General features: G+C 72.4%; 19 protein-coding genes. 7 read left to right on the top strand and 12 right to left on the bottom strand.

The features are described from left to right. The first annotated feature begins 136 nt into the window (after nt 1–136). The 3 genes from AB0J72_RS45470 to AB0J72_RS45460 are packed head-to-tail and all read left to right on the top strand — an operon-like array spanning nt 137 to nt 5933. Nucleotides 137–1681: a hypothetical protein gene (locus AB0J72_RS45470; RefSeq protein WP_363411682.1), complete on the top strand. Its 1545-nt coding sequence runs from the start codon at nt 137–139 to the stop codon at nt 1679–1681. Beyond that, nucleotides 1678–2697, top strand: a complete 1020-nt coding sequence (locus AB0J72_RS45465; protein ID WP_363411680.1) for a MoxR family ATPase — start codon at nt 1678–1680, stop codon at nt 2695–2697. Before AB0J72_RS45470 ends, AB0J72_RS45465 begins: the two co-directional genes overlap by 4 nt. Next, nucleotides 2694–5933: an FhaA domain-containing protein gene (locus AB0J72_RS45460; RefSeq protein ID WP_363411678.1), complete on the top strand. Its 3240-nt coding sequence runs from the start codon at nt 2694–2696 to the stop codon at nt 5931–5933. The genes AB0J72_RS45465 and AB0J72_RS45460 overlap by 4 nt, the downstream gene beginning before the upstream one ends. 12 nt (nt 5934–5945) lie before the next feature. On the opposite strand, the gene AB0J72_RS45455 is transcribed toward AB0J72_RS45460, so the two are convergent. The 8 genes from AB0J72_RS45455 to AB0J72_RS45420 form a co-directional block, all read right to left on the bottom strand. Next, nucleotides 5946–7517 carry a hypothetical protein gene (locus tag AB0J72_RS45455; protein ID WP_363411676.1) on the bottom strand — a complete coding sequence of 524 codons (1572 nt, stop codon included), beginning with the start codon at nt 7515–7517 and terminating at the stop codon, nt 5946–5948. Continuing rightward, nucleotides 7510–8562: a hypothetical protein gene (locus tag AB0J72_RS45450; RefSeq protein ID WP_363411674.1), complete on the bottom strand. Its 1053-nt coding sequence runs from the start codon at nt 8560–8562 to the stop codon at nt 7510–7512. Before AB0J72_RS45450 ends, AB0J72_RS45455 begins: the two co-directional genes overlap by 8 nt. A gap of 60 nt (nt 8563–8622) precedes the next feature. Further along, nucleotides 8623–10581, bottom strand: a complete 1959-nt coding sequence (locus AB0J72_RS45445; RefSeq protein WP_363411672.1) for an SIR2 family protein — start codon at nt 10579–10581, stop codon at nt 8623–8625. Nucleotides 10582–10613: 32 nt separating this feature from the next. Then, on the bottom strand, nt 10614–13610 hold the full coding sequence (locus AB0J72_RS45440) for a YqgE/AlgH family protein (protein ID WP_363411670.1): 2997 nt from the start codon (nt 13608–13610) through the stop codon (nt 10614–10616). Continuing rightward, a complete protein-coding gene (locus tag AB0J72_RS45435; protein ID WP_363411668.1) occupies nt 13603–14658 on the bottom strand; it encodes a MoxR family ATPase in 1056 nt (351 codons plus the stop codon). The genes AB0J72_RS45440 and AB0J72_RS45435 overlap by 8 nt, the downstream gene beginning before the upstream one ends. Beyond that, on the bottom strand, nt 14655–16154 hold the full coding sequence (locus AB0J72_RS45430; protein WP_363411666.1) for a hypothetical protein: 1500 nt from the start codon (nt 16152–16154) through the stop codon (nt 14655–14657). Before AB0J72_RS45430 ends, AB0J72_RS45435 begins: the two co-directional genes overlap by 4 nt. Nucleotides 16155–16176: 22 nt before the next feature. After that, a complete protein-coding gene (locus tag AB0J72_RS45425; RefSeq protein ID WP_363411664.1) occupies nt 16177–16464 on the bottom strand; it encodes a hypothetical protein in 288 nt (95 codons plus the stop codon). A 138-nt stretch (nt 16465–16602) separates the two neighbouring features. After that, nucleotides 16603–17139 carry an ABATE domain-containing protein gene (locus AB0J72_RS45420; protein WP_363411662.1) on the bottom strand — a complete coding sequence of 179 codons (537 nt, stop codon included), beginning with the start codon at nt 17137–17139 and terminating at the stop codon, nt 16603–16605. 49 nt (nt 17140–17188) lie between these two features. On the opposite strand from AB0J72_RS45420, the gene AB0J72_RS45415 reads away from it, so the two are divergent. After that, a complete protein-coding gene (locus AB0J72_RS45415) occupies nt 17189–17728 on the top strand; it encodes a GNAT family N-acetyltransferase (protein WP_363411660.1) in 540 nt (179 codons plus the stop codon). 145 nt (nt 17729–17873) lie between these two features. Then, the gene (locus tag AB0J72_RS45410; protein WP_363411658.1) at nt 17874–18557 is read left to right on the top strand and encodes a hypothetical protein; all 684 of its coding nucleotides are present in this window, start codon (nt 17874–17876) and stop codon (nt 18555–18557) included. Nucleotides 18558–18598: 41 nt separating this feature from the next. Here AB0J72_RS45410 and AB0J72_RS45405 read toward each other — a convergent pair whose 3' ends face one another. Genes AB0J72_RS45405 through AB0J72_RS45395 form a run of 3 tightly spaced genes read right to left on the bottom strand, consistent with a single transcriptional unit; the run spans nt 18599 to nt 20891 of the window. Continuing rightward, nucleotides 18599–19618 (bottom strand): zinc-dependent alcohol dehydrogenase family protein, encoded by a 1020-nt coding sequence (locus AB0J72_RS45405; protein WP_363411656.1) that lies wholly within the window; start codon nt 19616–19618, stop codon nt 18599–18601. 26 nt (nt 19619–19644) lie between these two features. Continuing rightward, nucleotides 19645–19971 carry a carboxymuconolactone decarboxylase family protein gene (locus AB0J72_RS45400; protein WP_363411654.1) on the bottom strand — a complete coding sequence of 109 codons (327 nt, stop codon included), beginning with the start codon at nt 19969–19971 and terminating at the stop codon, nt 19645–19647. Nucleotides 19972–20012: 41 nt separating this feature from the next. After that, a complete protein-coding gene (locus tag AB0J72_RS45395; RefSeq protein WP_363411652.1) occupies nt 20013–20891 on the bottom strand; it encodes a helix-turn-helix transcriptional regulator in 879 nt (292 codons plus the stop codon). Nucleotides 20892–21319: 428 nt separating this feature from the next. Here AB0J72_RS45395 and AB0J72_RS45390 point away from each other — a divergent pair, with 428 nt between their 5' ends. Continuing rightward, complete coding sequence (locus tag AB0J72_RS45390) at nt 21320–24262, top strand: M36 family metallopeptidase (protein WP_363411650.1); 2943 nt, start codon at nt 21320–21322, stop codon at nt 24260–24262. A gap of 61 nt (nt 24263–24323) precedes the next feature. Here the strand turns inward: AB0J72_RS45390 and AB0J72_RS45385 are convergent, their stop codons facing one another. Beyond that, nucleotides 24324–24764 carry an ester cyclase gene (locus tag AB0J72_RS45385; RefSeq protein ID WP_363411648.1) on the bottom strand — a complete coding sequence of 147 codons (441 nt, stop codon included), beginning with the start codon at nt 24762–24764 and terminating at the stop codon, nt 24324–24326. Nucleotides 24765–24852: 88 nt separating this feature from the next. Between AB0J72_RS45385 and AB0J72_RS45380 the strand changes: the two genes are divergently transcribed. Then, nucleotides 24853–25565, top strand: a 713-nt coding sequence (locus tag AB0J72_RS45380; RefSeq protein ID WP_363411646.1) for a hypothetical protein, incomplete at its 3' end; no start/stop codon positions are given.

Raw genomic sequence — 25565 nt, 5'->3', positions numbered from 1 at the left:
TGGCGGTCCTCCGCCTGACCGGCACGACCGCACCGAACCCGGATCTGGCGGATGTCCGTTCGATTGATCGGAGTCAGGCCACTCGTGTGAGAGTTCGGTGACGGACCGGCACGCATCGACGGGTACAGTCGTGACCGTGAGCTGGTGGAGACAGCGCAACGACGTCCGGGTCGTGCCAGTTGTCTCGCTCACCATCCCGCTGCAGCGCCGCCTGCTGGACGCGCTGTCCGTCGTTCCCGGCATGGGCGAGCTCGCGTTCCGGCACACCCTGCTCGCCGCGCTGCGCGAGGACCTCGGCGAGGTGCACTGCGAGGAGTCCCCCATCGCCCGCACACACATGCTGGCGATGATCCGCGCGTGTCACGACGCCGGCGGCTTCGAGGGCATCAAGTTCCTGCACCGGGCCGTCGACCTGCACCGGCCGGGCGCGGCGGCGGACCGGCTCGCCGCGCTCGTCGAGGAGTGCGAGACGCAGGCGAGCATCCTGTCCACCGACGAGCGCGCCGAGCTGGAGCGGCTCCTCGGCGTCCTGCCCCCGCCCGCACCCGCGCAACTGCAAATCCTGGTGCAGCGGGCACTCGGGACGAGAGTTCCCGGCACGGTCGGCGCGGCGCGGACGGTCGCCGAGACCTTCGGCGCGCTGGAAGGAGCGACCTGGCCGCCGGGTGGGCCGCATCCGCTGGTGATGTTCGCACTGTGCCTCGCCGACGAGCAGCTGGCCAGACCGGCGCGGGCACTGCTGACCTGGACGGAGCGGGTCGCGACCCGGATCGGATGCGATCCGACGGCGGTCCGCGAGGCCCTGCACGGCCTGCGTGCGGCGCGGGACGAGATCCCGGCCGACGCCTTCCTCATCGTCAAGATCGACGATCGCGTGTTCCCCGACGGCTACCAGCTCAGCGCCTGGTGGTACCGGTCAGACGGAGGCATGTCGGCGAAGGTCGAGGATGCCGCGCCGTGCCGGCGGGACCAGCTCGACGCCCGCGGTGAGGATCTGCTGGAGCGCACGTCGCAGTTCCTCACCGCCGGATTCGGCGAGCTCACGATCGAGTTCCTGGTGCCGCACCAGTTGCTCGGCCATCCGTTCGACGGCTGGCGCATCGCGGTCGGGCAGCCCGGCCAGCGACGGATCGGCATCTGCTACCCGGTGGTGATCAGATCCCTCGACCGGTTGCGGGACCGCTGGTCGCACGGCGACTGGCGGCGGCGCTGGCAGCGGCTGTCGGCCGATCCGTGTTCGGCGGCGAGCGTCCAATGGTTGCGGCCCGGCACCGGCACACAGCCGGCGCCGGACGCGGACGACATCGTCGAGACAGCTCACGGTGAGCCGTTCCTGCAGGCACTCCGCAGGCGGGAACAGCTCGTGTGCGTCGGGCTGACCTATCCGTACGTCCACGCTCAGGAGGCCGGCTTGGCATTCGCGATCCATGCCGGGGTACCGGCCGCGGTGTGGCGACGCGACGACGGCGCCGTGGCCCCACTGCGGCAGGCAGTGTCGGGGTTCGTCGCCACCGGCACGCTGGCAGCGCTGCCGGAGCGGGTCCTCGGCCTGCGCCAGGCCGCGGTGGAGAGCGACGTCGCGGCCGTCCGCGAGGTGAGCCTGGTGTGGGACGACCCCGAGCGGCTGCCGGAGCTGCAGGCGTCGCTGCGCGGGCCGTCGGTGGCCGGGGATGCGGCATGACCGGCCCGGAGCGCGACTGGTGGATCTACACCGGCAGCGGGGAGCCGCACGACGCGGTCGAGCATCGCCTCCCCGAGGCGCCGCCCTGGCGGACGTTCGCCGCGGCCGCGGACGACAACGACACCGCCAGCGAACGCCGTATCGGCCGGCACCACCTCGCCACCGCATACCAGCCGGACTTCAACGAGATCGAGCTGATCAACGCCGCGCTGTATCTGCGCCGCCCGCTGCTCGTCACCGGCAAACCCGGCACCGGCAAGTCGACGCTCGCCTACAGCATCGCGCACGAGCTGAACCTCGGCCCGGTGCTGCGGTGGTCGATCACCAGCCGCTCGACGCTCGCCGACGGGCTGTACCGCTACGACGCCATCGGCCGGCTGCAGGCGGCGAACCTCAACCGCACCGCCGCGGGCGGCGAGGACACCAACCCCACCGACATCGGGTCCTTCATCCGGCTCGGCCCGCTCGGCACGGCGCTGCTGCCCGGTGCCAAACCCCGGATGCTGCTCATCGACGAGATCGACAAGAGCGACGTCGACCTGCCCAACGACCTGCTCAACGCGTTCGAGGAGGGCGAGTTCGTCATCCCGGAGCTCGAACGCGTGGCCGGCGACGGCCGTCCGGTCGAGGTCCGCACCGGCGACCGCGACGGCCGCGCCCGCATCGCCGACGGCCGGGTCCGGTGCACCGCGTTCCCGTTCGTGCTGCTGACCAGCAACGGCGAGCGTGACTTCCCGACCGCCTTCCTGCGCCGCTGCGTGCGGCTGGACCTGCGCACCCCGAACCGGGAGCGGCTGATCCGGATCGTCGAGGCACACCTGGGGATGGTCACCGACGACGTCGCCCGGCGCATCGACGACTTCCTCGAACGGCAGCTCGACGGCCGGGACCGCGCCACCGACCAACTGCTCAACGCCCTGTATCTCGCCTCGGCGGGCACCGGGCGGACCGATCCCGAGCGCCGCGACGCGATCGAGGCGCTGCTGCGGCCACTGACCGACGACGACGAACGATGAGCCGGGGGGCGGCGTTCCAGGAGCTGGTGGGCCAGTGCCTGCAGTCCCAGCTCCTCGACGCCGCCGAGGTCGCCGACGCGCTGTGGCTGGCGACCTACATGTATCCGCAGCAGCGCCGTCCCCCTGCGGCGACACACGTGCCGGAGCCGCCACCGGCGCCGGCGGCCGAACCGCCCGACCTGGAGCCGGTGTACGTCGCGCCGCCGCCGGTGGTGCCGTTGCAGACGCCGACGGTCGCGTTGCATCCGGTCCACCGCCAGGAGCCGCCGGCGGCGTCCGGCACTGCCGAGGCCGGGCCGACCAGCGGCGAGTTCGCCCGGGCGCCCGGGGTGGCCGGACTGCACGACGGTCTCGACCTCTCCCGGGCGATGCGGCCCATGCGGCGCCGGGTCCCGGCGCCGGGCCTGAAGGTCATCGACGAGGAAGCCAGCGCCGTGCAGTCAGCCGCGTCCATGACCTTGGTCGCGGTGGAACGGCACGCCACGGAGCGCTGGCTCGAGGTCGCGCTCGTCGTCGACGACGGCCCCGGGATGGTCGTGTGGGAACGGGTGGCACACGAGCTCGCCCGGCTGCTGGAACGCCAGGCCGCGTTCCGCAACGTCCGCTCGTGGCGGTTGCGCGACGGGCGGGCGGGACTGTCGATCGTCCCGCTCAGCGCATCGGGGAGCATCACCCCGCGCAACTCCAGCGAGCTGCTCGACCCGACCGGCCGGCGCCTCGTGCTGTTGCTGACCGACGGCGTCGGCGCGAGCCACCACCAGGCCCGCGTGCTCCGCCTGCTGCAGCGCTGCCGGCAGGTCGGCCCGACCGCTGTCATCAACGCGCTGCCGAAGTCGATGTGGCACCGGACGGGCTTCGACATCCGTCCGGTCTGGCAACGCAGCTCAGGTGAGGGCGGCGGCCGGCCGCGGCTCCGTGCGGCCTCGTTCGCCGGGTCGCGCCCGACCGTGCCCGGCACGCTGATCCCGGTGCTCGAGCTCACCCCGAACGACCTGTCGCTCTGGGCGAGGATGCTGGCCGGACAGCTCACCGACGAGGTGGGCGGATACGCCCTCGACCCGGCACAGACCGGCCTCGCCGACCCCGAAGACCCTGTGCCGGCGGTGCCCAGCCCGGCCGAACGGGTCCGGCAGTTCCGCGCATCGGTGTCCGCGCAGGCGTTCGAGCTCGCCACCCAGCTGTCCGCGGTGCCGCTCACATTGTCGATCATGCGGCTGGTCCAGGCATCGATGCTGCTGGACAGCCGGCCCTGCCACCTGGCCGAGTTCTACCTCGGCGACCTCATCCAGCGGTTGGCGCCGCCACAACCGGGCGAGGACCCGGACACCGTCATCTACGAGTTCCGGCCCGGCGTCCGGGAGGAACTGCTCGGCCTGCTCAGCCGCATGGACGTCATCGACACCCTGGACGTCGTCCGGCAGGTGTCGGCGGTGACCGCGGCCCTGTTCGGCGGCTCGCTGGACTTCCGTGCGCTGGTCGACACCGGCACCGGCAGAGTCAACATCACGGCTGAGAACGAGCCCTTCGCGCGGGTCGCGGCGACGGTGCTGCGCAGCCTCGGCGGACCGTACGAGGAGATGGCGCGCCTCCTGACGGATCGCCTGGCGCGGGACACCGCCCACGCACGGCGGCTGCCCGAGGGCCGGGTCGCCGGCCGTGCCGATGTTCCGGCCACCAGTGTCGTCGTCGAGTCGGTCCACCCGGAGGTCTTCAGCGCCACCGTGTATGACCTGGTGGACGGTCCCGTCCCCAGGATCGACGGCGGCGAGGCGCTGACCCGGCGGGTCGTGGTGTTGGGACTGCGGTTCGAAGCGGACGAAGAGTCGCCGGATCTCACGATGCTCCAGGCCATGCTGGAGCGCGAGGCGGAGGCACGACGAATCCAGCTGCCGTCGGGCACCGTCGTCGCACCGAACCGGTACGTGATCGAGGTCGCGCCGGAGGTGCTCGCCGCGTACGACCAGGATTCGCTGAAGTCGACCGCGGCGGCGCTGGCCCGGTACACGGCCTGGTTCATCGGTGCAAGAGGCTGGCAGGTCGTCGACGACGTCTTCATCGACGTGTGGGTCAAACCGGGCCTCGACGCGCGGGTCGCCGTGATCATTCCGGAGATCTACGTCGATCCCGCGCGCGGCGGCATCACCGCATCCGAGGACACGGCCCAGGAACACTTCGAGGAACGGGCCGCGGACCTGCTCGCCCGGATCCGCGAAACACCCGGCCTCAACGTCGATCCGATCGCGGTGCTGCGCTCGATGCAGGTCGCCGCCCGTCAGCAACGCCGTTCCTCGTCCTCGGGACTGGCGCTCGTGCCCAACCGCTACGTCGTGACCCTGCCCGCGGACGACTATCAGCGCATGGGAGTCTCCGTCGCCCAGGATCTGGCGCAGGCGCTCGCCGACGCGCAGGTCGAGCTCATCCACGACGTGGCCTGGTCGGCGCCCGGTGACATCATCGTCGAGGTCGTGATGAGCGCGGGTCTGCAGTCGCGGCGGCACCTCGTGGAGGCCGAGTTCTACCAGACCGGCAGCATCGCGGAGACCGGCCAGACGCCGCTGGGCAACGCGCTGCGAAGGCTCCGGAGCCGCCTGCGGTACACCCTCGGCCACAGGGTGGACACCCTGCTCACCGGCTCGTTGCAACCCGCATACGTCCTGACCCAGCTGGATCAGTGCGCTCGGTCGGAGCACTGGACCGGCGCGGACGGAACCAACGTCGTGCCGAACCGGTACGAGGTGATCTGCTCCGAACACGACTTCGGCGCCGTCCGTCAGGACCAGGGACTGCTGGTCGCGGAGCTGTCGCGGGCGCTGTCCGAATGCATCGCGGAGTACGGCTGGAACGTCGTCGGCGACGTGCTCGTGACGTTCCGGCCCGCGCTGTTGATGGTGCGAGGTGCCATGGAGGTGGTCGGGTCCACCGACCCGCGGGCCATCCGGAGCCCACGCGTGCCGCTGCTGCCGGCGCCCCAGTTCACGTTCGCCGACAACGGGGCGAGATATGAGGCGGCGGGCGTCCACCATCTCGCCGTGGAGGTGGCTCGGCTGCTCGGCTCGGCCGGTGGATTCATCGGCCCCGGGGAACGGGCACAACAGCTGCGGGCGCTGGACCTGTTGCAGGCGCAGCAGCCGCAGCTGCAACTGACGGACAGCTCGATCGCCTACTCCAAGCTCGACGCCGACCTGTGGATCAGCCACGCCGTGGCGTATCTGGAGTACCTCACCGGCCAGCGTTGAGCCGCTGCGGGATCAGCCGGGCAGCAGCCCGAGTCTGACGAGTTCGGCCTTGAAGCGGGCCACGGCGCGGGAGTTCGGGAACACCGCCTCGACGGTCTCGATGAACAGCGGCCAGGGCGACGGGTCGACGGTGCCGAAGTAGCGGAACAGGTTGAGCGCGTCGACGGCCAGGACGCTGTGCTGCTCGTAGCCGGTGGTCAGGTCGGCCGGCAACCATCCGACCAGCTGCCGCCAGGTGGCGCTCATCGCGTGCTGGTCGAAGAGCAGGTCCACCAGCTGCCGCAGCTGCGCCGGAGTCAAGGGTGCCGGCTGCGCTCGGGCTGCCGATGGGCCGGCCGGCTGGTCCGCCGTCCCGGGCGTCCCGGGCATGCTGGGCACCGGGACCTTCGCGATCGAGTCGGCGGTGGCCCGGCCGGCCGCCCGGAGGTAGTCCAGTGCGGCCTCGGCGGCCAGCTCGAAGAACCACCAGCGGGCGCGTGCCTCGTGGTTGCGCCGGCCGACGAACAGCAGCCCGCCGACCACCGTGGCGAGCCGGATCTGCTGGCGCCATTCGTCGCTGAGCCCGCTGTCGCCGGCCGCGACCCAGGCCAGGCCCGCCTCGAGGATCGCCTCATGCGCCTCGGACAGCGCCATCGGCACCAACCCCCGGTCGCCGCCCGGCCGGCCCAGCAGCAACCCCCGCACGGCGGTGCGGGCGTCGTCGTCCAGCCGCGGCAGGTAGAGCGCGACCAGGGACAGCAGCAGGTGCACGGGGTCGCGGGCCAGCGACGCATCCGTGCGGAACATCGACAGGTCGATCAGCCGGAACTTCGCGTACCCGTGCTGCTCGGGCTGCTGCGGGAACAGGATGTTGCCGACGTGCAGATCACCGTGGGCGTTGCCGAGGAAGTCGGCCACCTCGGGGCCGTCGAACGCACCGGCGGCGAGCGCGAACGGGTTGGGCATCGGCTCGGCGACTCCCGGCAGCTCCAGCCAGCGCTGCTTGGCGTCCAGCTCGGGGTGATCGGCCAGCCAGTCGGCAAGGCCGTGGCGCGGCACGAGCCGGCTGCCGAGGGCCGCGGAGACGGTCGCGGATTCGGTGCGGAACGCCAGGTCGTAGGTCGAGCTCGGGTTCCAGTCCGAGAGCACCGCCGACACCACCGCCCGCGCGGCGGGTGCGACCCGCCGGTCGAGCACCATCGCGGCCATGCCCTGGTAGTCGGTGAGGCTGCCCCCGGCCAGACCTTGGAACATGAGGCAGCCGCCGTCCTCGAGGGCGACCGGCGGGAACGGCTGTGTCACCAGGTGTTCGGCGGCGAAGCCGGGGTGGGCGGCCAGCGCCTGCTCATGGGCCCGCGGTTCGCTGCGCAGCGCCGCTCCGGTGCCCGGTGGGCAGTACTTCAGGATGCACTTGGTGCCGCCGCCCTTGACCGGTCGCACGTACACCACGAACACCCGGGCGTCGGTCGTGCCACCGGTCATCATGCCGTCGGACGCGAGCCGGACCGCCATCTGGTGGTGGACCGCCCAGCTGTCCAGGACCCGCGCCGCGGGCCCGCTGAGCATTCCTTTGAGCCGCTCGTCGACGGCCGGCTGGTCAGGCACCCGGCGGGTCCGTGCCGGGCCGCAAGCGGTCGACGATCCGGGTCGCCGGCTTGCGGCGTTCCCTGCCTTCGCGGACCCGGCCGTGCGGACCCATCTGATAGTCGAGCACCGACAGCAGCCTGGTGCGCTGGGCGGCGGTGAACGTCAGGTCGTCACGGTCGAGGACGACGAGGGCGTGGTACTGCTCGAAGGCGGACCTCGAGTGCTCCACCGCGTCGATCGCGCAGTCGAAGTCGACCAGCCGCACGTCGCCCTGCATGAGCCCGAGCACGAAGATCCGGTCGCCGTCGGTGGCCCGCCAGAACATGTCGGTGACCTGCTCCGGCTGCCACTGCCCGCCGGTCGCCGCGGACCTGGCGGTGGCGATCAGCGTCTCCATCTCCGCGGTGCGTCCGGGGGTGGACGGGGTGGTGCTGCGCAGTTCCTCGTACCGCCGGGCGGTGTGCGACGCGAGCGCCGCCGCCGAGCGCCGCAACCGGCCCGCCTCCTCCGGGTTGCCGCGCGCCTCGACGACCTCGGCTCGGACGAACTGGTCCAGGGCGGCCCTGTCCGCCGACGACAGCGCGGGCGCCAGCCGGATCCGGGCGGTGAGCCAGCCCAGCAGGAAGCCGTACACGACGAAGTAGATCACCAGCCCGGCGCTGAACGCCTTGCCGCCACCCAGCTCGGGCGCCACCACGTCGAGCCCGCGCCCCGCGGCCCGCAGGATCCTGCCGAACTCGACGAGACCGACCCCAATGATGATCTTCGTGAGCCAGTCGGAGATCTGCTCCAGGTTGGTGTTGGGTGCGTACGCCCCGAGCGGCGCCTCCCCGTCCGCGCCCGGGTCCCGGGCGAGGACCCGCGGGATGCCGAACAGGAACCCCAGCAGCGCCCCACCGGCCGCGGCCGCCGCCGCCAGCATGCCCGCCGTGCCGAGCGCCGCCACGGGTTTCGCCGTGGTGAGGCTGTACGTGACCGTCGCGACCACCCCGACCGCGAGCGGCACGATCGCCAGCCACCTCGACCCCGCGGCCGCGGCGCGCCCGCCCGTTCCGCCGTTCACCGGCATCGCAGTCCCTTCAGCAGGAGCAGAGCGCCACTGTATCGGATCGTCACAGCACCGCTACCCACCCAGATAGAAGTTCGAGACGTCGTCGGCCAGCAGCTCCAGCACCGGCAGCCCGGCGTCGAGTCCCGCCGCGAACGCCGCCCACGAGTCGATCCGTACCCCATCGACCTCCGCGAACCCGTCGCCGGTGAGATACCGGGGCAGCAGGAACGCGTTCTGCACCAGCCAGTGCAGATAGCGGCCCTCCTCGGCCCAGCCGGGCAGTTGGCTGGCGGCCGAGAGATAGGAGCGAAGGTCGGCGCCGGTGGACCACCGCACCAGCCTCGACCGGTTGCCCAGATTGCGCAGATGGGGGTTGTACAGCAGGCTGCCGCCGGACCCGAAGTGGGCGCGGAACTGCTCCCACATCAGGCGGTCGTCACTACCGGCGTAGGCGAGGACCTCGGCCGCCGGCTCGGTGCGCAGCACGTCCTGGAACATCGTCCAGACGACCAGCGGGGTCAGCAGCCGGTTCGTGTTCCTGCTGAGCAGACTCTGCACGATCGCCGGGGCGTACTGCTCGAGGTCGCGCAACGCCAGGTGGGGCACCACGTTCGCGGCGGCCAGGACGCTGTACAGCGACGGGTTGCCGTCACCGTAGAACGTCCGGGCGATCGACCACGGGTGGTTGCCCGGCCCTCCGCCGTCGATGAAGTCCTGCAGCGACACCACCGTCGCGTCGGCGGCCGGGTCGACACGGTGCATCCATCGGCGGATGTCGCCGGCAACCGCCGCGCTCCAGGCGTGCCGTTCACGGACGCCGAAGTCGTCGAAGCAGATCATGACGCGGGTGCCCCGACGGCTCAGGGCCGCCGCGGTGACCGCCTGGACCGCGTTGATGAGGGATGCGGCGGGACGCAACCGGATCGGCCAGAACAACGTCCGCGGCACTCGCGGCGCGCCGTTCCAGTCCACCCCCCAGCCGAAGCGCCGCTCCAGCTGCACCAGCAGCGGCAGGGTCTCGGCCGGTGCCGTGTTGCCCGGGTGCGAGAGCAGCTCCCGCTCCCAGTCCAGGTGTCTGACCCGCCGGCGCGGGTCGGTACGCCGGTCCCCGGCCGGCACCTGCAGCCGCTCCGCCAGTCGGTTGAAGAACCGATCGCTGTCGACGCCGCGGTAGTAGACGGGCAGGTCGCCGAGCGCGTCGACGAGCTGTGGACGCGGCTCGCGTTCATGGAGCGCCCAATGGACCCGGACGCCTCGCACCCGACCGGCGGTTCGCACCGCGGCGAGGATGCTCGGGTCCCAGCCGCTGTGCCCGACGACGAGCAGATGCCCGTGCGTCACGAGCTCAGGACGCTCGACGGTCGTCGCGCCCTGCTGCAACAGCACCTCGGATGCGGCCGTCGGCCGCCAGTAGCCGTGCAGGTGCACGATGCGCACTGCGGCGGTGTCGTCGTGGTGCTCCGCGATGACGCCGTCCAGGTCCGCCGGTAGGCTGACGGCGAGCCGACCGGCGGTACGGACCGCGATCTCGATCAGGGGATCGAAGTTCGTCGTGAGCAGCCAGTCGCCGAACTCGCCGTGCCGCCAGGCGAGAATCCTGCCGAGGGCACGCACCCCGGGCGGCAGGTCCCACCAGTCCAGGCTGTTCTCCAGCCGCTCGCCGAGGCGCAGGTCTACGCGTTGCCAGATGCCGTGCGTGGCCAGGGGCGAGTCCGCGAGGTCCGGTGCGCGGTAGGCGCTCAGGACCGCCTGCTGGGCGATGACGTCGAACCCGCGCGGGGAGTACCACTCGGCGAACACCCGCCGGTAGGCCTGGTACGCATCGATCGGCTCGGCGTCGGGTGGCAGGGCCGCGCGGGACTGCTCCAGTGCGGCACTGAGCGCGCCGTCGTCACCGCGGCCCGTGCTGAACTGGTCGGCCAGCTGGAGGAGTCCGGTCACGCCGGGGACGGCCGGCGTGCTGACTCCCGATCCGACGAGCAGGGTGATTCGCTCGCCGCGGTTGACCGCGTCCACCAGCGTGCTGATCATCTGGTCTTCGCCGATGCCGGCGCCGGGACCGGTCATGGCCGGCCCAGGAGGTTCGCGTGTTCCCGCGCCCACAGCCGCTGCGGCGTCGGCGTCAGGACGATCCGGGCGTCCGCGGCGCTGAGCAGCAGCAGACCGTTGTCGATGTCGGTCTCGAGCTGATCCGGGCCCCAGCCGAGATATCCGGAGAACAGGCGCAGGCCGGCGACGGCGCCGGCCAGCGGTCCGGGATCAGCTGACAGCGACACCACGCCGATCCGGTCGCGAACGGAGCGGAAGTGCAACGGGTGCTCCGCGTCGGGGCGGAGGTCGGCGAGCGCGACGAAGCCGTCACCGCGGCTGAGCGGCCCACCGTCGAAGATCACCGCCGGCGGCGTGAGCAACTGTCGCCAGCCGGCGGCGAGGTCGGTCGGCAGTGGCCGGTCGATCGGCGTGTCGATCCGCACGCCGACGGTGCCGCGCGCCCGGTCGTGGCGCAGGATCAGCACCACGGCGCGGTGCAGGTCGATGTCGTCGACGGCTTCGGCCGCCACGACGATCCGGCCGACCAGGTCACGGTTGTGCCGGGCGGCGTTGCGCACGAGCCCCATCTCGGCGCCGGAGTTGCGCGCGCGGAGCTCCGGTAGTTCGTACCCTCGCTGGCGCAGCCGCCTGGTGAGCTCACGCCAGATGGTTTGCACGTCCAGGACCGCGGGACCGGTCGGCAGCCCCTCGTGCATGATGCGCAGCAACTCGCCGGTGAAGGCCGTGTACGGCTCGCCTTGCGGCGCCTGGGCGGTGCGGTTCCGGGCGGCCGAGACGAGCAGGACCGTCTCGTCGGTCTCCGACTGGTCGGCGATCGCCTGGCTGGCGGAGTCTCCGGCGGCGAGGTGTCCCGCGGCCCTGCCCGCGTAGCAGCAGTCGAGAATGACGATCCGCCGGCGGGCGCGGCTGCCCGCGACGGCGCGGCGGATGTGCTCGAAGGGCAGACCGTTCTCGTACGGCACTGCCGGGTCGGTGTCCTTGAGGCCGAGCACGAGACTGCCGTCGACCGGGTCGACGAGGCCGTGGCCCGCGTAGTACACCAACAGCAGGCCGTCGGTGTCGACGTCCGTCGCGGCCTGCCGCACCGCGCGGCCCACATCGCGCGGGTCGCCGGGGTTGGCCAGGACGGTGCAGTGTTCGGGAGCGAGCCCCCAGATCTCGGTGTTGGTCAGCGCCCCGGCGAGGGCGGTGACGTTCCGGCCGATCGACGGGACCTCGGGCAGGTGCTCGTGCTCGGCACTGCCGATGATGACCGCACGGGAGAGCCACGGATCGGCGAGGGGCACTCCGGCCGTCCGCGGCGGGGGCACCTGCGCGTACGTCCGGAGCACGGCGCCGGTGGGGGCTGGGCCGTCGCCGGACGTTCTGGACGGTGCCGGGTCGAGGTCGCGCAGCCGGGTGCGGATGCGTTCGGCGAGCTGACGGTGCTCGCCGCCGAGCCCGGCCAGCACCGCGGCCGCCACCCGTGCGAACGGCAGACCTGCCGCGGTCCGGGCCGGGTCGGTGCTGGACTGCTCACCGGCCAGCACCCGGAAGTCGAGCGTGCCGCCGAAGGCCGCCGCAACCGGTCCGGACACGTCGGCGAGCACGTTGAGCACGCGCTTGGCCTCGGCGCGGGACAGGCAGCTGAGCAGGACCGGCCGGACGCCGGGGCGGAATTCGTACAGCGGTTCGCGGTGGTCCCAGGCGACCCTGGCCAGCAGCCCCGACAGCATGACCTCGGCCAGCTCCGCGGTGCCGGACGAGGGCAGCACCGACTCCTGCACGAGCCGCATCACCGATGGGGTCAGCGGCGCGGCGGACAGGTGGCAGGCGAGCTCGAACGCCACCGGAGACGCGCCCGCCCGGAACTCGTTGACCAACCCGGCGACGCCGGTGGGCAGGGCGGGGGCGGGCTGCCGTCGCGGCGTGCTGTGCAGGGGCATGACCTTCAACGAAACCGGCCGGCTGGAGGGCTTCGCCATGAGATCGGACCAGTTGCCCAGCCAGTCGGGGCTGAGCTCGAGCACCGGCAGCGCCGGCCGGCCGTGCAGCGAGTCGAACGGTTCGCGGACCGTGACCTGCCAGCTCACCTGCGGGGCGCCGGGCCGCGGGCAGTGCACCGACGCCGGGAGTGGCTTGATCCCGGTGCGGTGCCAGAGCGCCTCGGGCAGCAGGTGCACGATCGCTACGGGGCACCGCCGGGACCAGCGGTCCAGCATGCCGTGCAGTTCGGTGGAGCGCCACGCCGTGCCGATCCCGTCGGTGAGCACGAGCACCGCTCGCGGGCCGCTGCCGTCCATGACCTGCCGCGGGTCGCGTTGCTTACCCGCGGACCGGCCGTGCCGCCAGCCACCGGCGGTCCGCAGGACGGGGCGGGACTCGTCGGTGTCGACGCCCCAAACCTGCACGGTCCGGAAGAGGCCGCTGCCCTGCAGCAGGTCGTGGAGCTCCTCGACGGTGCGCCCCCACAGGCCCATCGAGGTGGACCGGTCCAGCACCAGCGTGAGGGCCAACCTGCGGCCGCGGACCGGACGGAACACCGGCACCAGTGACCGCGCCTCCGCGCTGGCCCGGGCGGTCCGCGCCTCGTCGATCGTGACCCGGCCGGTCGGGCCGGTGAAGTGCCGCAGGCCGCGAAGCTGCCGGGTGATCTCCAGCCGGCCGTCCACCGCGGGACGGCCGGGCAGGCGGACCGGGTCGCCGAAGACCGGCGCCAGCTCGTCGGTCGCGGGCAGGTGCAGGGTGACGTCCGTACCCGCGGTGGTGCCGGGCTGAGGGACCGGCATCGCGCGGCGAAGCTCACCCGGGTCGGGGATGCGCACGATCCCTTCGGGCGGTGGCGGACCGGCCCCGGGTTCCGCGGCGGCCGGCGCCGCCGGCAACGGTCCCGGCGTGGGCGGCGGCCCGAGTCTCGGCACGAGCCAGAGGGCGTCGAGGACCTCCAGCGGGCTCATCGTGGTCCGCGCCGCGAGCACGTCGATCAGCCCGTCGGCCGCCCGGCCCGGATGCGCCGGCGGGTCAGTCATCGAAGGACCGGTTCAGCGGTCGCAGGGCTTCGGCAACCGCGACGGCGGTGCTCTGTGGATCGTCCTGTCCGCTGCTGGCCAGGAAGATCGCGTTGAGCAGCTGGTCGGCGGCCAGGTCGTCGCCGGCCTGCTGCTTGGCGAGGAAACTCTGGATGTACGGGTCGGCCGCGTCGAGTCCCGCCGTGCCGAGATGGGCCTCCACGATGTCCCGGAGCCGCTGCTCGTCCGGCTGCAGGATGTTGAGGCGGATGCAGCGGCGCAGGAACGCCGGCGGGAAGTCCCGCTCACCGTTGCTGGTCAGCACCACCACCGGGAACTGGTGGCACCGCACGACGCCGTGTTCCACGGTGGTGGAGCTGCCGTCGTGCAACCTGACCCGGACGGTCGGCTGGTCGGCCAGCCGGGCCAGCTCGGTGATGACGAACTCGGCCTCCTCGAAGATGGTGAGCAGGTCGTTGGGCAGGTCCATGTCGCTCTTGTCGATCTCGTCGACCAGCAGCACGCGGGGGCGCCGCCAGGGCACCAGCGCGCTGCCGAGCGGACCGAGCCGCAGGAACCGGCCCACGTCGGTGTCGCTGTCGTCCGCGCGACCGGGGTCGGCACCGGCCATGTTCAGCGCCTGCAACCGGCCCATCGCGTCGTACTCGTACAGGCCGTCGCCGAGCGTCGAGCGGCTGGTGATCGGCCAGTAGAGCACCGAGCCCAGCCCGAGCTCCGCGGCGATGCTGTGGGCGAGGGTCGACTTGCCGGTGCCGGCCTTGCCCGTGACCAGCAACGGGCGGCGCAGCAGCAGGGCGGAGTTGACCACGTCGAGCACCCGGGTGTCGAGGCGGACCGGTGACTGGCCACCACCGAACTCGCCCAGGCGCCGTTTGGTCGCGGCCACGGCCGGCGCCGGCGGCTCGGGCCAGTCCACCCCGGCGGGCGGGGCGCCGTCGAACGTGCGCCACGGCGGGGGTTCGGGGAACTGCACCGGCCCGGCCTCGGACACGCTGCCCGTCCCGCGGTAGACCCACCAGCTGCGGTCGATCGGCATCGGTCCGGTCATGTGCGGGGTACCTCCAGGCCGGGAAGGGCGAGATCGGTGAGCGGTTCCGGGGTGGTGGTCGGGTCGTCGTACAGCAGCGCCACGTGCCGGCCGCAATGCTCCCGGCCCGTCGTGCCCGCCCGGGCCTGCCGGCGCAGGTGCAGGACCTGCCGCGGCAGTTCGGCGAGCTGGCGCGCCGACTGCAGCAGCGACAGGGTCTCGCGGATCTCGTGCATCGGTCCGCCGTCGCGCCGCCAGACCGCGATCGGCACGCCCGCGCGCACGACCGCGGCCATCGGGTCGTACCGCACCGCCGCAGGTGGGTCGGTGCAGGCCGGGTAGCCGAAGGTGAACCCGACGCAGACAACCTCGCTGTCCCGCGTCGTGAGGATGGCGTGCAGCTCGTCGCTGTCGGCGCCGCCGACGACGACGTCGGCCGGGTCCAGCGGCACCGGCGGGTGCAGGTGCAGCCAGCAGGTCTCGCCCCCGGCCGGCAGCGACGACCAGGATCGGCGCCACTGCGGCAGCGCGTACGGAAAGAGCAGCCGGTCCAGGGAACGCACGACCACCGGGCAGTGCAGCGCGAGCTCGCTCGCGTCGCGCAGCCGCCATGACTCGACGGGAGTGCCGAGCTGTGACCACGGCAGCAGGAACTCGACCATGACCTCGCCGTAGCCGCCGCTGAGCAGCCCCCGGCCGATGTCGTGCAGCAGTGCCTCACCTTCGCGGGCGAGGTGTTTGCCCAGCACCGGCTCGGTCCGCTGGATCTTGTCGACCACGGTGCCGTCGCTGTACAGCCAGGCGGACAGCCGGAACTGCGCGGCACCGTCGTGCTGGCGGCTGGTGGTGCCGACCTCGTCGATCTTCAGCAGGACTCGAGCGGCCGCTGCCTGATCCGGACGCTGCGGCCGCGTCGGCGGCGGCCCTACGGGTCGTCCGGTCAGCTCCGCCGACCATGCGCGGAGCTGGGCCGCACGCAACGGTGCGAGGTCGCGGGTGCCGGCCAACGCGTCCACGAACGCGATCAGCGGTGGCGGGGTGACGCCGTCCGGGTCGAAGTACGCCTCGTCGAGCTGGCGTGCGGCGCCCAGCAGGCCGCTCGGCGGTTGCTTGAGGGTGAGCACGGACCGAAGGGCAGGACGCCAGCAGTCCGCCGGATGGGTGTCCTGGATCCCGGTGAGGATCTCCCGGAGCCGGCGGCGCTGCGGCAATGTCACCTGCGAGCTCTGCGGCCGGTCCACGTCGATCGCCGCGGCCAGCCGGCCGGCGAACTCCGGTCCGTCGGTCTCGCGGACGGCGGCGATGAGCGCGGCGAACCCACCCCACTGCTCGTCGCAGGCGCGGATGACCGACACCGCCCGGAGGCGGAAGGTGCCGGCGTCGACGACGTTGAAGTCGGAGACGCCGAGGATCTCGATGATCTCCTGCAGCAGCAGCGCGAACCCCTGCTGCGTCTTCACCGCCTCCGCCTTCAGCAGCACCTCGCGTGCCTCGCTCAGCGCAACGCCGCCGGCCAATGCGCTCCCTCCGTCACCGTGGTCAGATCGACGCCGGCTTGCCGGCCAGTTGCGCGAACTCGCCGACGCCCGCCGAAGCGTCGCCGAAGACAACGCGGAGCACGACGACGAGCTCCTGGAGTCCGTCCGGCTGGTCCCGCAGCACTGACAGCAGCGACATTCCCTGCAGCCGCGGGGGGCCGTTGCGGTCGACCATGGTCGCCGCCGGCGGAGGCAGCAGGTCCAGCACGATGTTCCAGGTGGCGGGGATCGTGATGCCTGGGATCGCCAGCAGCGCATCGGCGAGCTGGGCGTGCTCGGCGGGCGTCACCACGGCACCGTGCCGAGAACCGCCCGTCGCATGCGATCCATGATGCCGTATCTCCGCGCGGAGATGCGGCACATGATCGATGGACCATGCGTCCGGGCGGGCAACTGCAACCGATCGGACCAACCGCGCGGTCGGGCTTCAGGACGGGGTACGGCGGCGGTAGTACCTGGCCTGGCGGTCGCGGTGGGCGCAGGACTCGTGGCAGTACCGGCGGCGCGGGTGGTGCTGCACGAAGAACAGGCAGCAGTCCGGGGTCTCGCAACGGCGCAGCAGGCGGGCCGGGCCGTCGGTGAGCAGTCCGGCGCAGGCGGCGGCCAGGGAGCCGAGCAGCGCCGCGTCGCCGGTCGCGGCGCCCCGGCTGTCCGCCACCAGCTCGCCGGTGGGTCGCCGGACGAGGTGTGGGTACGTCGGCGCCTGCGCCGCGGCCGTGTTCACGTGTGCGATCGCGGCGGCGGGTGGGGCGGTGCCGGTGACCGCGGCCGTGAACAGCGCGTGGACGCTGTCGCGCAGGGCCCTGGCCGCGGCCGCGTCGCGCGGCGGTCGGGCGCCGGCGGTGGTGAACCACAGCCTGGACAGCTCGGCCGTGCCGAGGAAGTCCTCGCCGCCGTGCAGCGTGTTGGCGAACTCCACCACCAGCGGTTCGGTGCCCAGGATCGGCAGCTCCACGTCGTGCATGCGAAATATTCTATGCTGACGGTAAGAGGATGCTGTTACCGTCAGCGGCATGATGACCTGGCGGCACGTCACCCCGCGGGACTTCCCGTTGCTGGCCCGGTGGCTGGCGGCACCGCACGTGGCCCGGTGGTGGGATCACGAGACGTCGGCGGAGGCCGTGGAGCGCGACTTCGGGCCCTCCGTCCGCCGCGAGGAGCCCAACGAGGACCTCCTGGCGCTCCTGGACGGCGCGCCGCTCGGGCTGGTGCAGCGCTCGTTCTGGCACGACTACCCCGAGTACGTCCAGGAGATGGCGCCGGCCATGGCGGTGCCGCCGCGGGCGATGACGATCGACTACCTGATCGGCGACGTGGCGGACGTCGGGCGCGGGATCGGCACCCGCATGATCCGCTCGGCGCTCGAGCACCTGTGGGCCGAGCACGACGACGCCGAGTGCGTGATCGTGCCGGTGCACGCCGACAACATCGCGTCGTGGCGGATGCTGGAGAAGGCCGGCCTGGTCCGCGTCGCCCACGCCGACCTGGAGCCCGACAACCCGATCGACGACCGGCGGCACTACGTCTACCGGGTGGACCGCCCCTCGGCCTGATCGCCGGCGGCACGGTCCCGTTCGGGTGTCGTGCCCCCGGATCCGTGGCCCACCTGACCGGATCCGGGGACGATTGTCCTGTGCGCGTTCGATCGACCGCCGCGGCGGGTACCAGGTAGCCGACCCCGATCGAAGGAGGCGGCTCATGCAACCCAACGCCGTGGCCACGCTACGGGCCGCACCGCAGCAGGCCCGCGTCTGGCTGCGCGCCGCGGGGCGCCAGGCCGGCCCTCTGAACGGCGTGCTCGGCTGGTGGGCAGTGACGAGCTTCGGCCTGCTGAGCCTGCTGCTCGCGGTCTTCGCGATGGTGTGGCCGTCGTCGGTACGGACGTTCGGCGCCGCCGCGGTCGGCTCCTGGCTGCTGTTCGTCGCACTCGGCCGGTTCGGCGGCGGGCAGCTGCTACGGGCCCGGTACGGCGGCGCCCGATGGTTCCAGGCCGGTGCCGCGCTGCTGGCGGTGGCCGGTGTGATCGTGATCCAGCTGCCGGCGTACGACCCGACGGTCGCGGTCGCGGCGATCAGCCTCGCCCTCGGTGTCGCGGCGGCCGGCGACGCCGGGGCCGCGGCGCAGTTCCCCCGCCTCGCCCGCGGCTGCCTGCGGATGCGGGCCCTGTGCGGACTGGTCGCCGCGATGACGGTCGCCGTCGCGCCGGCGACCGGCCTCGTCGTCGCCGCCGCGTGCGTGGGCCTCGGCGAGCTCATGTTCGCGGCACGCCTCCTGCCGGAGGTGGAGCGGCTGTCCGGGATGCTCGACCGCGAAGCACCCTGGACAGACCCCGACGACGACCTCGGTTTCGTGCTGCCGCTGCCGGACGCCGACCGGCCGTAGGCGCCCGCCCGGTCGCCCACGGCATCGGGTCATGCCGCGCGTCAGGGCTGCAGAAGGACCTTGACCGCGCGGCGCTCGTCCATCGCCCGGTACGCCTCGGCGGCCTGCTCGAGCGGGAGGGTCAGGTCGAACACCTTGCCCGGGTCGATCGTCCGGCTGGTGATGAGGTCGATCAGTTCGGGCAGGAACCGCCGTACCGGAGCGGGCCCGCCGTGCAGGTGGACGCCGGAGTTGAACAGCTCCCGCCCCGGCAGGCTGACGTCGTGGGAGACGCCGACGAAGCCGACGTGCCCGCCGGCGCGGGTGGCCCGGATGGCCTGCAGCATCGACTCCTGCGTGCCGACGGCCTCGATGACCGAGTGCGCGCCGAGCCCGCCGGTGAGGTCCTTGATCCGGGCGACGCCCTCGTCACCGCGCTCGGTGACGATGTCCGTGGCGCCGAAGTCCAGGGCCAGCTTCTGCCGGTCGGCGTGGCGGCTCATCGCGATGACCCGCTCGGCGCCGAGCTGCCGGGCGGCCAGGACGCCGAGCAGGCCGACGGCGCCGTCACCGACGACGGCGACGGTCTTGCCGGGTCCGGCCTGCGCGGCGTCGGCGGCGAACCAGCCGGTGCCGAGCACGTCGGACGCGGTGAGCAGGCTCGGGATCAGGTCGGCGTCCGGCTGGCCGGGCGTGGCGACGAGGGTGCCGTCGGCGAGCGGGACGCGGGTGTACTGGGCCTGGGAGCCGGTGCAGCCGGGCTGGCGGTTGACGCAGTGGGTCTGGTACCCGGCCCGGCAGATCTCGCACGTGTTGTCGCTGGCGAAGAACGTGCCGACGACGAACTGCCCCGGCTTGACCGTGCGGACTTCGCTGCCGACCTCCTCGACGACGCCGACGTACTCGTGGCCCATCGGCGCCGGCTCGCCCACCGTGTCGGCGCCGCGGTACGGCCACAGGTCGGAGCCGCAGACACAGGCCGCGGCCAGCCGGATGACCGCGTCGGTCGGCTGCTCGATGGCCGGGTCCGGGCGGTCCTCGACGCGGACGTCGCGGGGGCCGTGCAGGACGGTTGCTCGCATGGTGCTGCTCCTCCGTGGATGTGCTGTCAGCCGGTGAAGACCTGCTTGGCGACGGTGATCGCGGTCATGGCCTTCGGCCAGCCGGCGTAGAACGCGAGATGGGTGATGGCTTCGACGAGCTCGGTCTCGGTCAGGCCGTTCTCCCTGGCGCGACCGAGGTGGAAGCGCAGCTGCTCGGCGTCACCGCCGGCGACCAGTGCGGCGACGGTGACCAGGCTGCGGTCGCGGGCGGCCAGCTCACCGCGGTTCCACACGTCGGCGAAGAGCACGTCGTCGGTGAGCTCGGCGAGCTTCGGCGCGATGTCGCCGACGGCGCGGCGCCCACCGCCGACCTGCTTCGGCTGCTCGGGCATCGGGAGGTCCCTCCGGTCGGGATGGTCGATGGTCGGGATGGTCAGGCCTGGTTGCCGGCGACGTACTGGACGGCTTCGGTGGCGGCCCACGAGGCGAGCAGGGCGAGGGCCTGCGCGGCCGGTGAGTCCGGCGCGGCGGCGTAGATCGTCATGCCGACGCCGTCCTCGGCCCGCAGGTCCATGGTTTCGTAGGCCAGTTCGAGCTCGCCGACGATGTGATGGCGGAACGTCTTGGTGCCGGTGCCGTGGATGCGGACGTTGTGCGCCGCCCACCGCCGGCGGAAGTCGTCGCTGCGGGTCGACAGCTCGCCGACCAGGTCGTGCAGTCCTCTGTCGTGCGGATCCTTGCCCGCGGCGGTCCGCAGGTTCGCCACGAGCATGTCGGCGGCGAGGTTCCAGTCCGGGTAGAAGCGGCGCGCCGCGCTGTCGAGGAACGTGAACCGGCCGAAGTTCGGCGCGCCGGCGGCGCCCGCGTAGACGTCGCTGTACATGGCGCGGCCGAGCAGGTTGGCGGCGAGCAGATCCTGCCGGTTGTTCACCACGATCGCCGGTGCGGTGATCGAGTCCAGCGTCCACTGCAGACTCGGCCGCACGGTGAAGCTCTTGGGCCGGCGGCTCGGCCGGACCAGCACGGTGCTGCCGTTGGCCTCCTGCGCCAGGCGCATCAGATGCGCGCGTTCGGCGTCGTCGAGCCGCAGGGTGCGGGCGATCGCCTCCAGGACACCGGCGGAGACGCCGGCCAGCGCGCCGCGTTCGAGCTTGGCGTAATACTCGACGCTCATTCCCGCCAGCGAGGCCACCTCGCTGCGGCGCAGCCCGGGCACGCGCCGCTGCCCGGCCGCCGGGATGCCCGCCTGCTCCGGGGTTATCTTCGCGCGGCGCGTGGTGAGGAAGTCGCGCACCTCGGCTCGGTTGTTCACACCTTCGACGGTACGGCGCGACCTGCTGAGCTGCGATGTACTCCTGGTACACGCCTCAGCGTCGCGACAGATGTCGAACGGCGACATGGCATAATGCATTGGCACGCGAACGGTTGCCCATTCATCGGGCTTGTGCGACGAATGTCGGTCATCGCTATTGGTGAACATTCGCGCAAATAAAGCCGTATCCGGAAGTTCCCGTAAATCACCGGGCACGCCCGTTGATCGATTTGCCCGTTGTCGCCCGAAGCGCCGCGCCGACCGTCCGTGCGGGCCGGGCCGGCTCCGAGCTGGCTCCCAGCTGTCCATTGTGGACGACGATGTGCGCAACCTGGTGTCCCTGCGCAGGCCCGTGATAGGCCCTATGAGATCAACTGGCGCCCCCGGAGCAACACACGCGCCCCCAACCAACCAGAGGAGAACCGATCGTGCGCACATCTGGGTTGAACCCCAGGCGCTGGCGGGGCAGGACGCTAGCCGCGTTCACTGCCGCCGCCGTCGTGGCGACGGGTGCGGTGACCGCCGCGCCCGCCGCTGCCGATCCCAAGCCCAACCCCGGAAAAGCCCATGACGTCGAGGGGCACGGCCCGCACGACGTCGACAACCGCCGCGGCGGCAAGGCGCCGACCGCGAAGCAGAAGGCGGCCGCCGACCGTGTCGGCGCCGCGAAGATCCGCTGGAACTCGCTCGGTGAGCCCGAGGCCGTCGGCCCGGACAAGGCCCTGGCCACCGGCCTGACCGGCGACCCGGTCGCCGCGGCCCGCCAGTACCTGCTGGACAACCACGACCTGTACGCGCTGAACGCCCCGGCCGTCGCCGCGATGGAACCCCTGCTGGTCCAGAAGCTCGGCACCGGCAACGTCGTGCTGCTGCGGCAGACTTTCGGCGGCCTGCCCGCCGGGCACGACGGGCTCGTGTCGATCCTGATCGACAAGGGCAACGTCGTGCGGGTCACGTCGTCGCTGACGCGGGACACCGCCGCACCGGAGCCGGCGACGCTGTCGGCGGCCGACGCCGTCGCCGCGGCCCTGACCGACGCCGGGCTCACGGCCGGTCAGGTCAGCGAGCCCGACGTCATCGAGGTGGGCGTGCCCACTCCCGAGGACGGCGTGCGCGCCGCCTACCAGGTGAGCCTGGTCTCCACCGATGCCGACAACCCCACGGCGTACTCGACCTTCGTCGACGCGCGCTCCGGCGGCATCCTGGTTCGCGAGGACATGGTCGACTTCGACTCCGACAACCCGACCTGGGCCGTCTTCCCGGCGACCGCGCCGCAGACGCTCCCGGCGGGCACCGACCCGCGGGTGACGTGGTGCTTCACCCCGGCGCTCAACTGCATCAAGCCCGTGAAGGACGCCGCGTCGGGCAAGGCCTGGGACGTCAACCAGGTGACCGGCCAGCCGACGTTCACCTCGTCGGGCAACGCGGCCAACAACGTGGTGCAGTGGGGTGGCGGCGTCGCCGCGTTCCCGGCGGCGACCCGGACGGACCGCAACTACACCTACCCGTTCACCGACGCGTGGCACGAGGCCAAGTGCAACCTCGACGTGTTCACCGCGGCCGGGCGCAACGACGGCGACGCGGCCGTGGCGAACCTGTTCGCCATGCACAACCGGATGCACGACTTCAGCTACCACCTGGGCTTCACCGAGGCCGCGTGGAACATGCAGGTCGTCAACATCCAGCCCGGCGGCCTGGGTAACGACCCGGAGCAGGGGCGCGCGCAGTCCGGCGCCCTCAGCGGCAGCCGCAACAACGCCAACCAGAGCACCGGCCGCGACGGCCAGGCGCCGACGACCAACATGTTCCTGTGGCAGCCCGTGGCCGGCTCGGCGTACCCGCCGTGCGTCGACGGCGACTACGACATGACCGTCATCGGCCACGAGTACACCCACGCCATCACCAACCGCATGATCGCCGGGCCGAACAACGGCATCACCGGCACGCAGGGCGGCTCGATGGGCGAGGGCTGGGGCGACCTGGTGGCGGCCGAGTACCTGTTCGAGAACGGCCTGCGCGCCGCCGGCGACACCCCGTTCGTCACCGGCGCGTACGTCACCGGCAACATGCACGAGGGCATCCGCGACTACGACGCCAGCAAGAGCCCGCTGAACTACTCGGACTTCGGGTTCGACCTGGTCGGTCCCGAGGTGCACGCCGACGGCGAGATCTGGGTGGCCACCAACCTGCGGGTGCGGCAGGAGTTCGTCAACCGCTACGGCCTGGGCACGCCCGAGCTGCAGCAGCAGTGCGCCGACGGTGCCGTCGACGCCGCCTCCTGCCCCGGCAACCGGCGCTGGATCCAGCTGATGTTCGACTCGTACCTGCTGCAGGCGGCCAGTGGGGCCACCATGACCAGCATGCGCGACAACATGCTGGCCGCGGACCTGGTCCGCTTCGGCGGGGCCAACCAGGACATCATCTGGAAGGCGTTCGCCGAGTCGGGCCTTGGTGAGGGCGCGACGGGCGCGGCGTCGGACACCGACCCGACGCCGAGCTTCCACTCGCCGTACGCCGACAACGCCACGGTGACCCTCCGGCCGATGGCCGGCTCCTCGGGCGCGAACGTCACGCTGTACGTCGGCGACTACGAGGCACGGGTGACCCCGGTGGCCGACACCGACCCGTCGACCCCGCTGCCGGCCACGTTCCAGATCCTGCCCAACACCGAGTTCCACTTCGTGGTCAACGGCAAGGGCTGGGGCAGCCAGAAGTTCACCGCTTCCTTCAAGCCCGGCAAGGCGCAGGACCTGAAGCTGAAGCTGCCGCAGAACGTGGCCTCCTCGACGCTGGGCGCGGTGGCGTCCGGCGACGGCGTCAACGTCGACAAGATCAACGACGAGACCGAGGGCACCAACTGGGCGTCGGTGAACGGCGTGGCCGGCAAGCAGGTCACGATCGACCTGGCCGGCGACAAGCCGGTCAACGTCCAGTCGCTCAACGTCAGCGCCATGCTGCGCCCGGCCCTCCGGGGCGACGTCGACGCCAGCACGGCGAACCAGAACAGGTTCAGCGCGCTGCGCTCGTTCGCGGTCCTCACCTGCGACGCCACCACGGCCGACTGCAGCAAGGACGCGAGCTACACGGAGGCGTTCCGCAGCACCGACGACGCCTTCCCGGGCGGCGCCTGGCGTCCGGTGGCACCGCAGCTGAACCTGCGTGCCTTCGACATCCACCCGACGCTGGCCACGCACGTGCGTGTGGTCGTGCTGACCAGCCAGTGCACGGGCAACCCGCTGTACGCCGGTGAGCAGGACAACGACCCGCGGGCGAACACGGACTGCGCTGCCAACAGCCAGTTCCGCAACGAGGTCCGCATCGCCGAGGTGCAGGTCTTCGGCGCCAGCGGCAAGATCACACCGGAGCAGTAGCCCGGCACCGTCAGGGCCCCGTCGGCGTCGTCCGGCGGGGCCCGCCCGCGTTCTCAGGCGCCTACCCGATCAGGCCGAGCTGCTGCAGGTGGCTGACGTCGTCGCGGACGCCCCAGTGGTCGGTGACCCGGCCGTCGGCGCCGAAGCGCATCCAGTGCATCTGCCGGAACCGGAACGGGCGCCGTGTCGGGGCGTTGCCGAGGAATGGGCCGAGGTGGGTTCCGGCGTACCAGTTGCGCATCACCACCACGTCGCCGGTGCCGGTCATGTCCTCGATCTCGGTGCGGGCGTCGGGGAAGGCGGTGCGCAGCATGGAGACCAGCCCGGCGACCGCCTCCGTGCCGGTGCGCAGCGGCTCCGGCGCGGTGTGGTTGACCAGGCCCGGGGCGAAGTGCTCGGCGATCAGGTCGGTCCGGCCCTGATCCATGATCAGCTCGTAGATGCGGCGCATGGTGCGCTTGTTGCGCTCGACGGTGTCGTCCGCCGGCAGTGAGATCGTCATGACCCGAACGGTAGGGACGCACCGGCGGGCCGCCCATCCCGAGAATTCGGGGGTCCCCGCCGCGGGGCGGGGCACTAGCGTTGAGTCCATGCCCGAGACCGCCCAGGATCGCACCCGCCGCGCGGTGCTGCGCCTGTCGCATCTGGGGCTGGACCTGACGGCGTACCGCACGCGGCTGGACGCCGTGCTGCGCGCCGCGGTCGGCTGGGACCTGGCCGCCTGGTCCACCACGGACCCGGCGACGCTGCTGTTCACCAGCTGCGTGCTCGTCGGCCGCGACGAGGACCACGCGCTCGAGCAGCGGCTGTTCGACCTGGAGTTCGGCGAGCCGGACGTGAACACGTTCGCGGCGCTGTTCGCGGACGGTACCGTCGCCGCCGGACTGCACGAGTCCACCGGCGGCGACCTCGCCCGCTCGCCGCGCTGGCGCGGACTCCTGGCCGGGCTCGGGGTGAGCGACGAGCTGCGGGCCGTCTTCACCGACCGGGGCGAGTGCTGGGGCACCCTCGTCGCCTACCGGCTGGGCGGCCCGCCGTTCACGACGGCGGACGCGCAGCTGCTCGCCACGCTCGCCCCGGTCATCGGCGACGGGCTGCGGCGCTGCCTGCTCAGCGCTGCCGCGGACGCGCCGCCCGGCCTGCCGGAGCCGCCCGGGGTCCTCGTCATCGACGCCGCCGGCGCGATCACCGGGCGCAGCGCCGCCGCCGAGCGGTGGCTGGCCGAGATGGACGGCCCGGACGCGCTGCCGAGCGCGGTGCGGTCCGTGGCCGCGATGGCCAGGGCCGCGGGCGCCGGCACCGG

The organism is Dactylosporangium sp. NPDC049742 (genome assembly GCF_040674675.1).
GTDB lineage: Bacteria > Actinomycetota > Actinomycetes > Mycobacteriales > Micromonosporaceae > Dactylosporangium > Dactylosporangium maewongense.
Note: the sequence above shows the minus strand (reverse complement) of the source record. Positions and strands in the feature narration are given on the sequence as shown.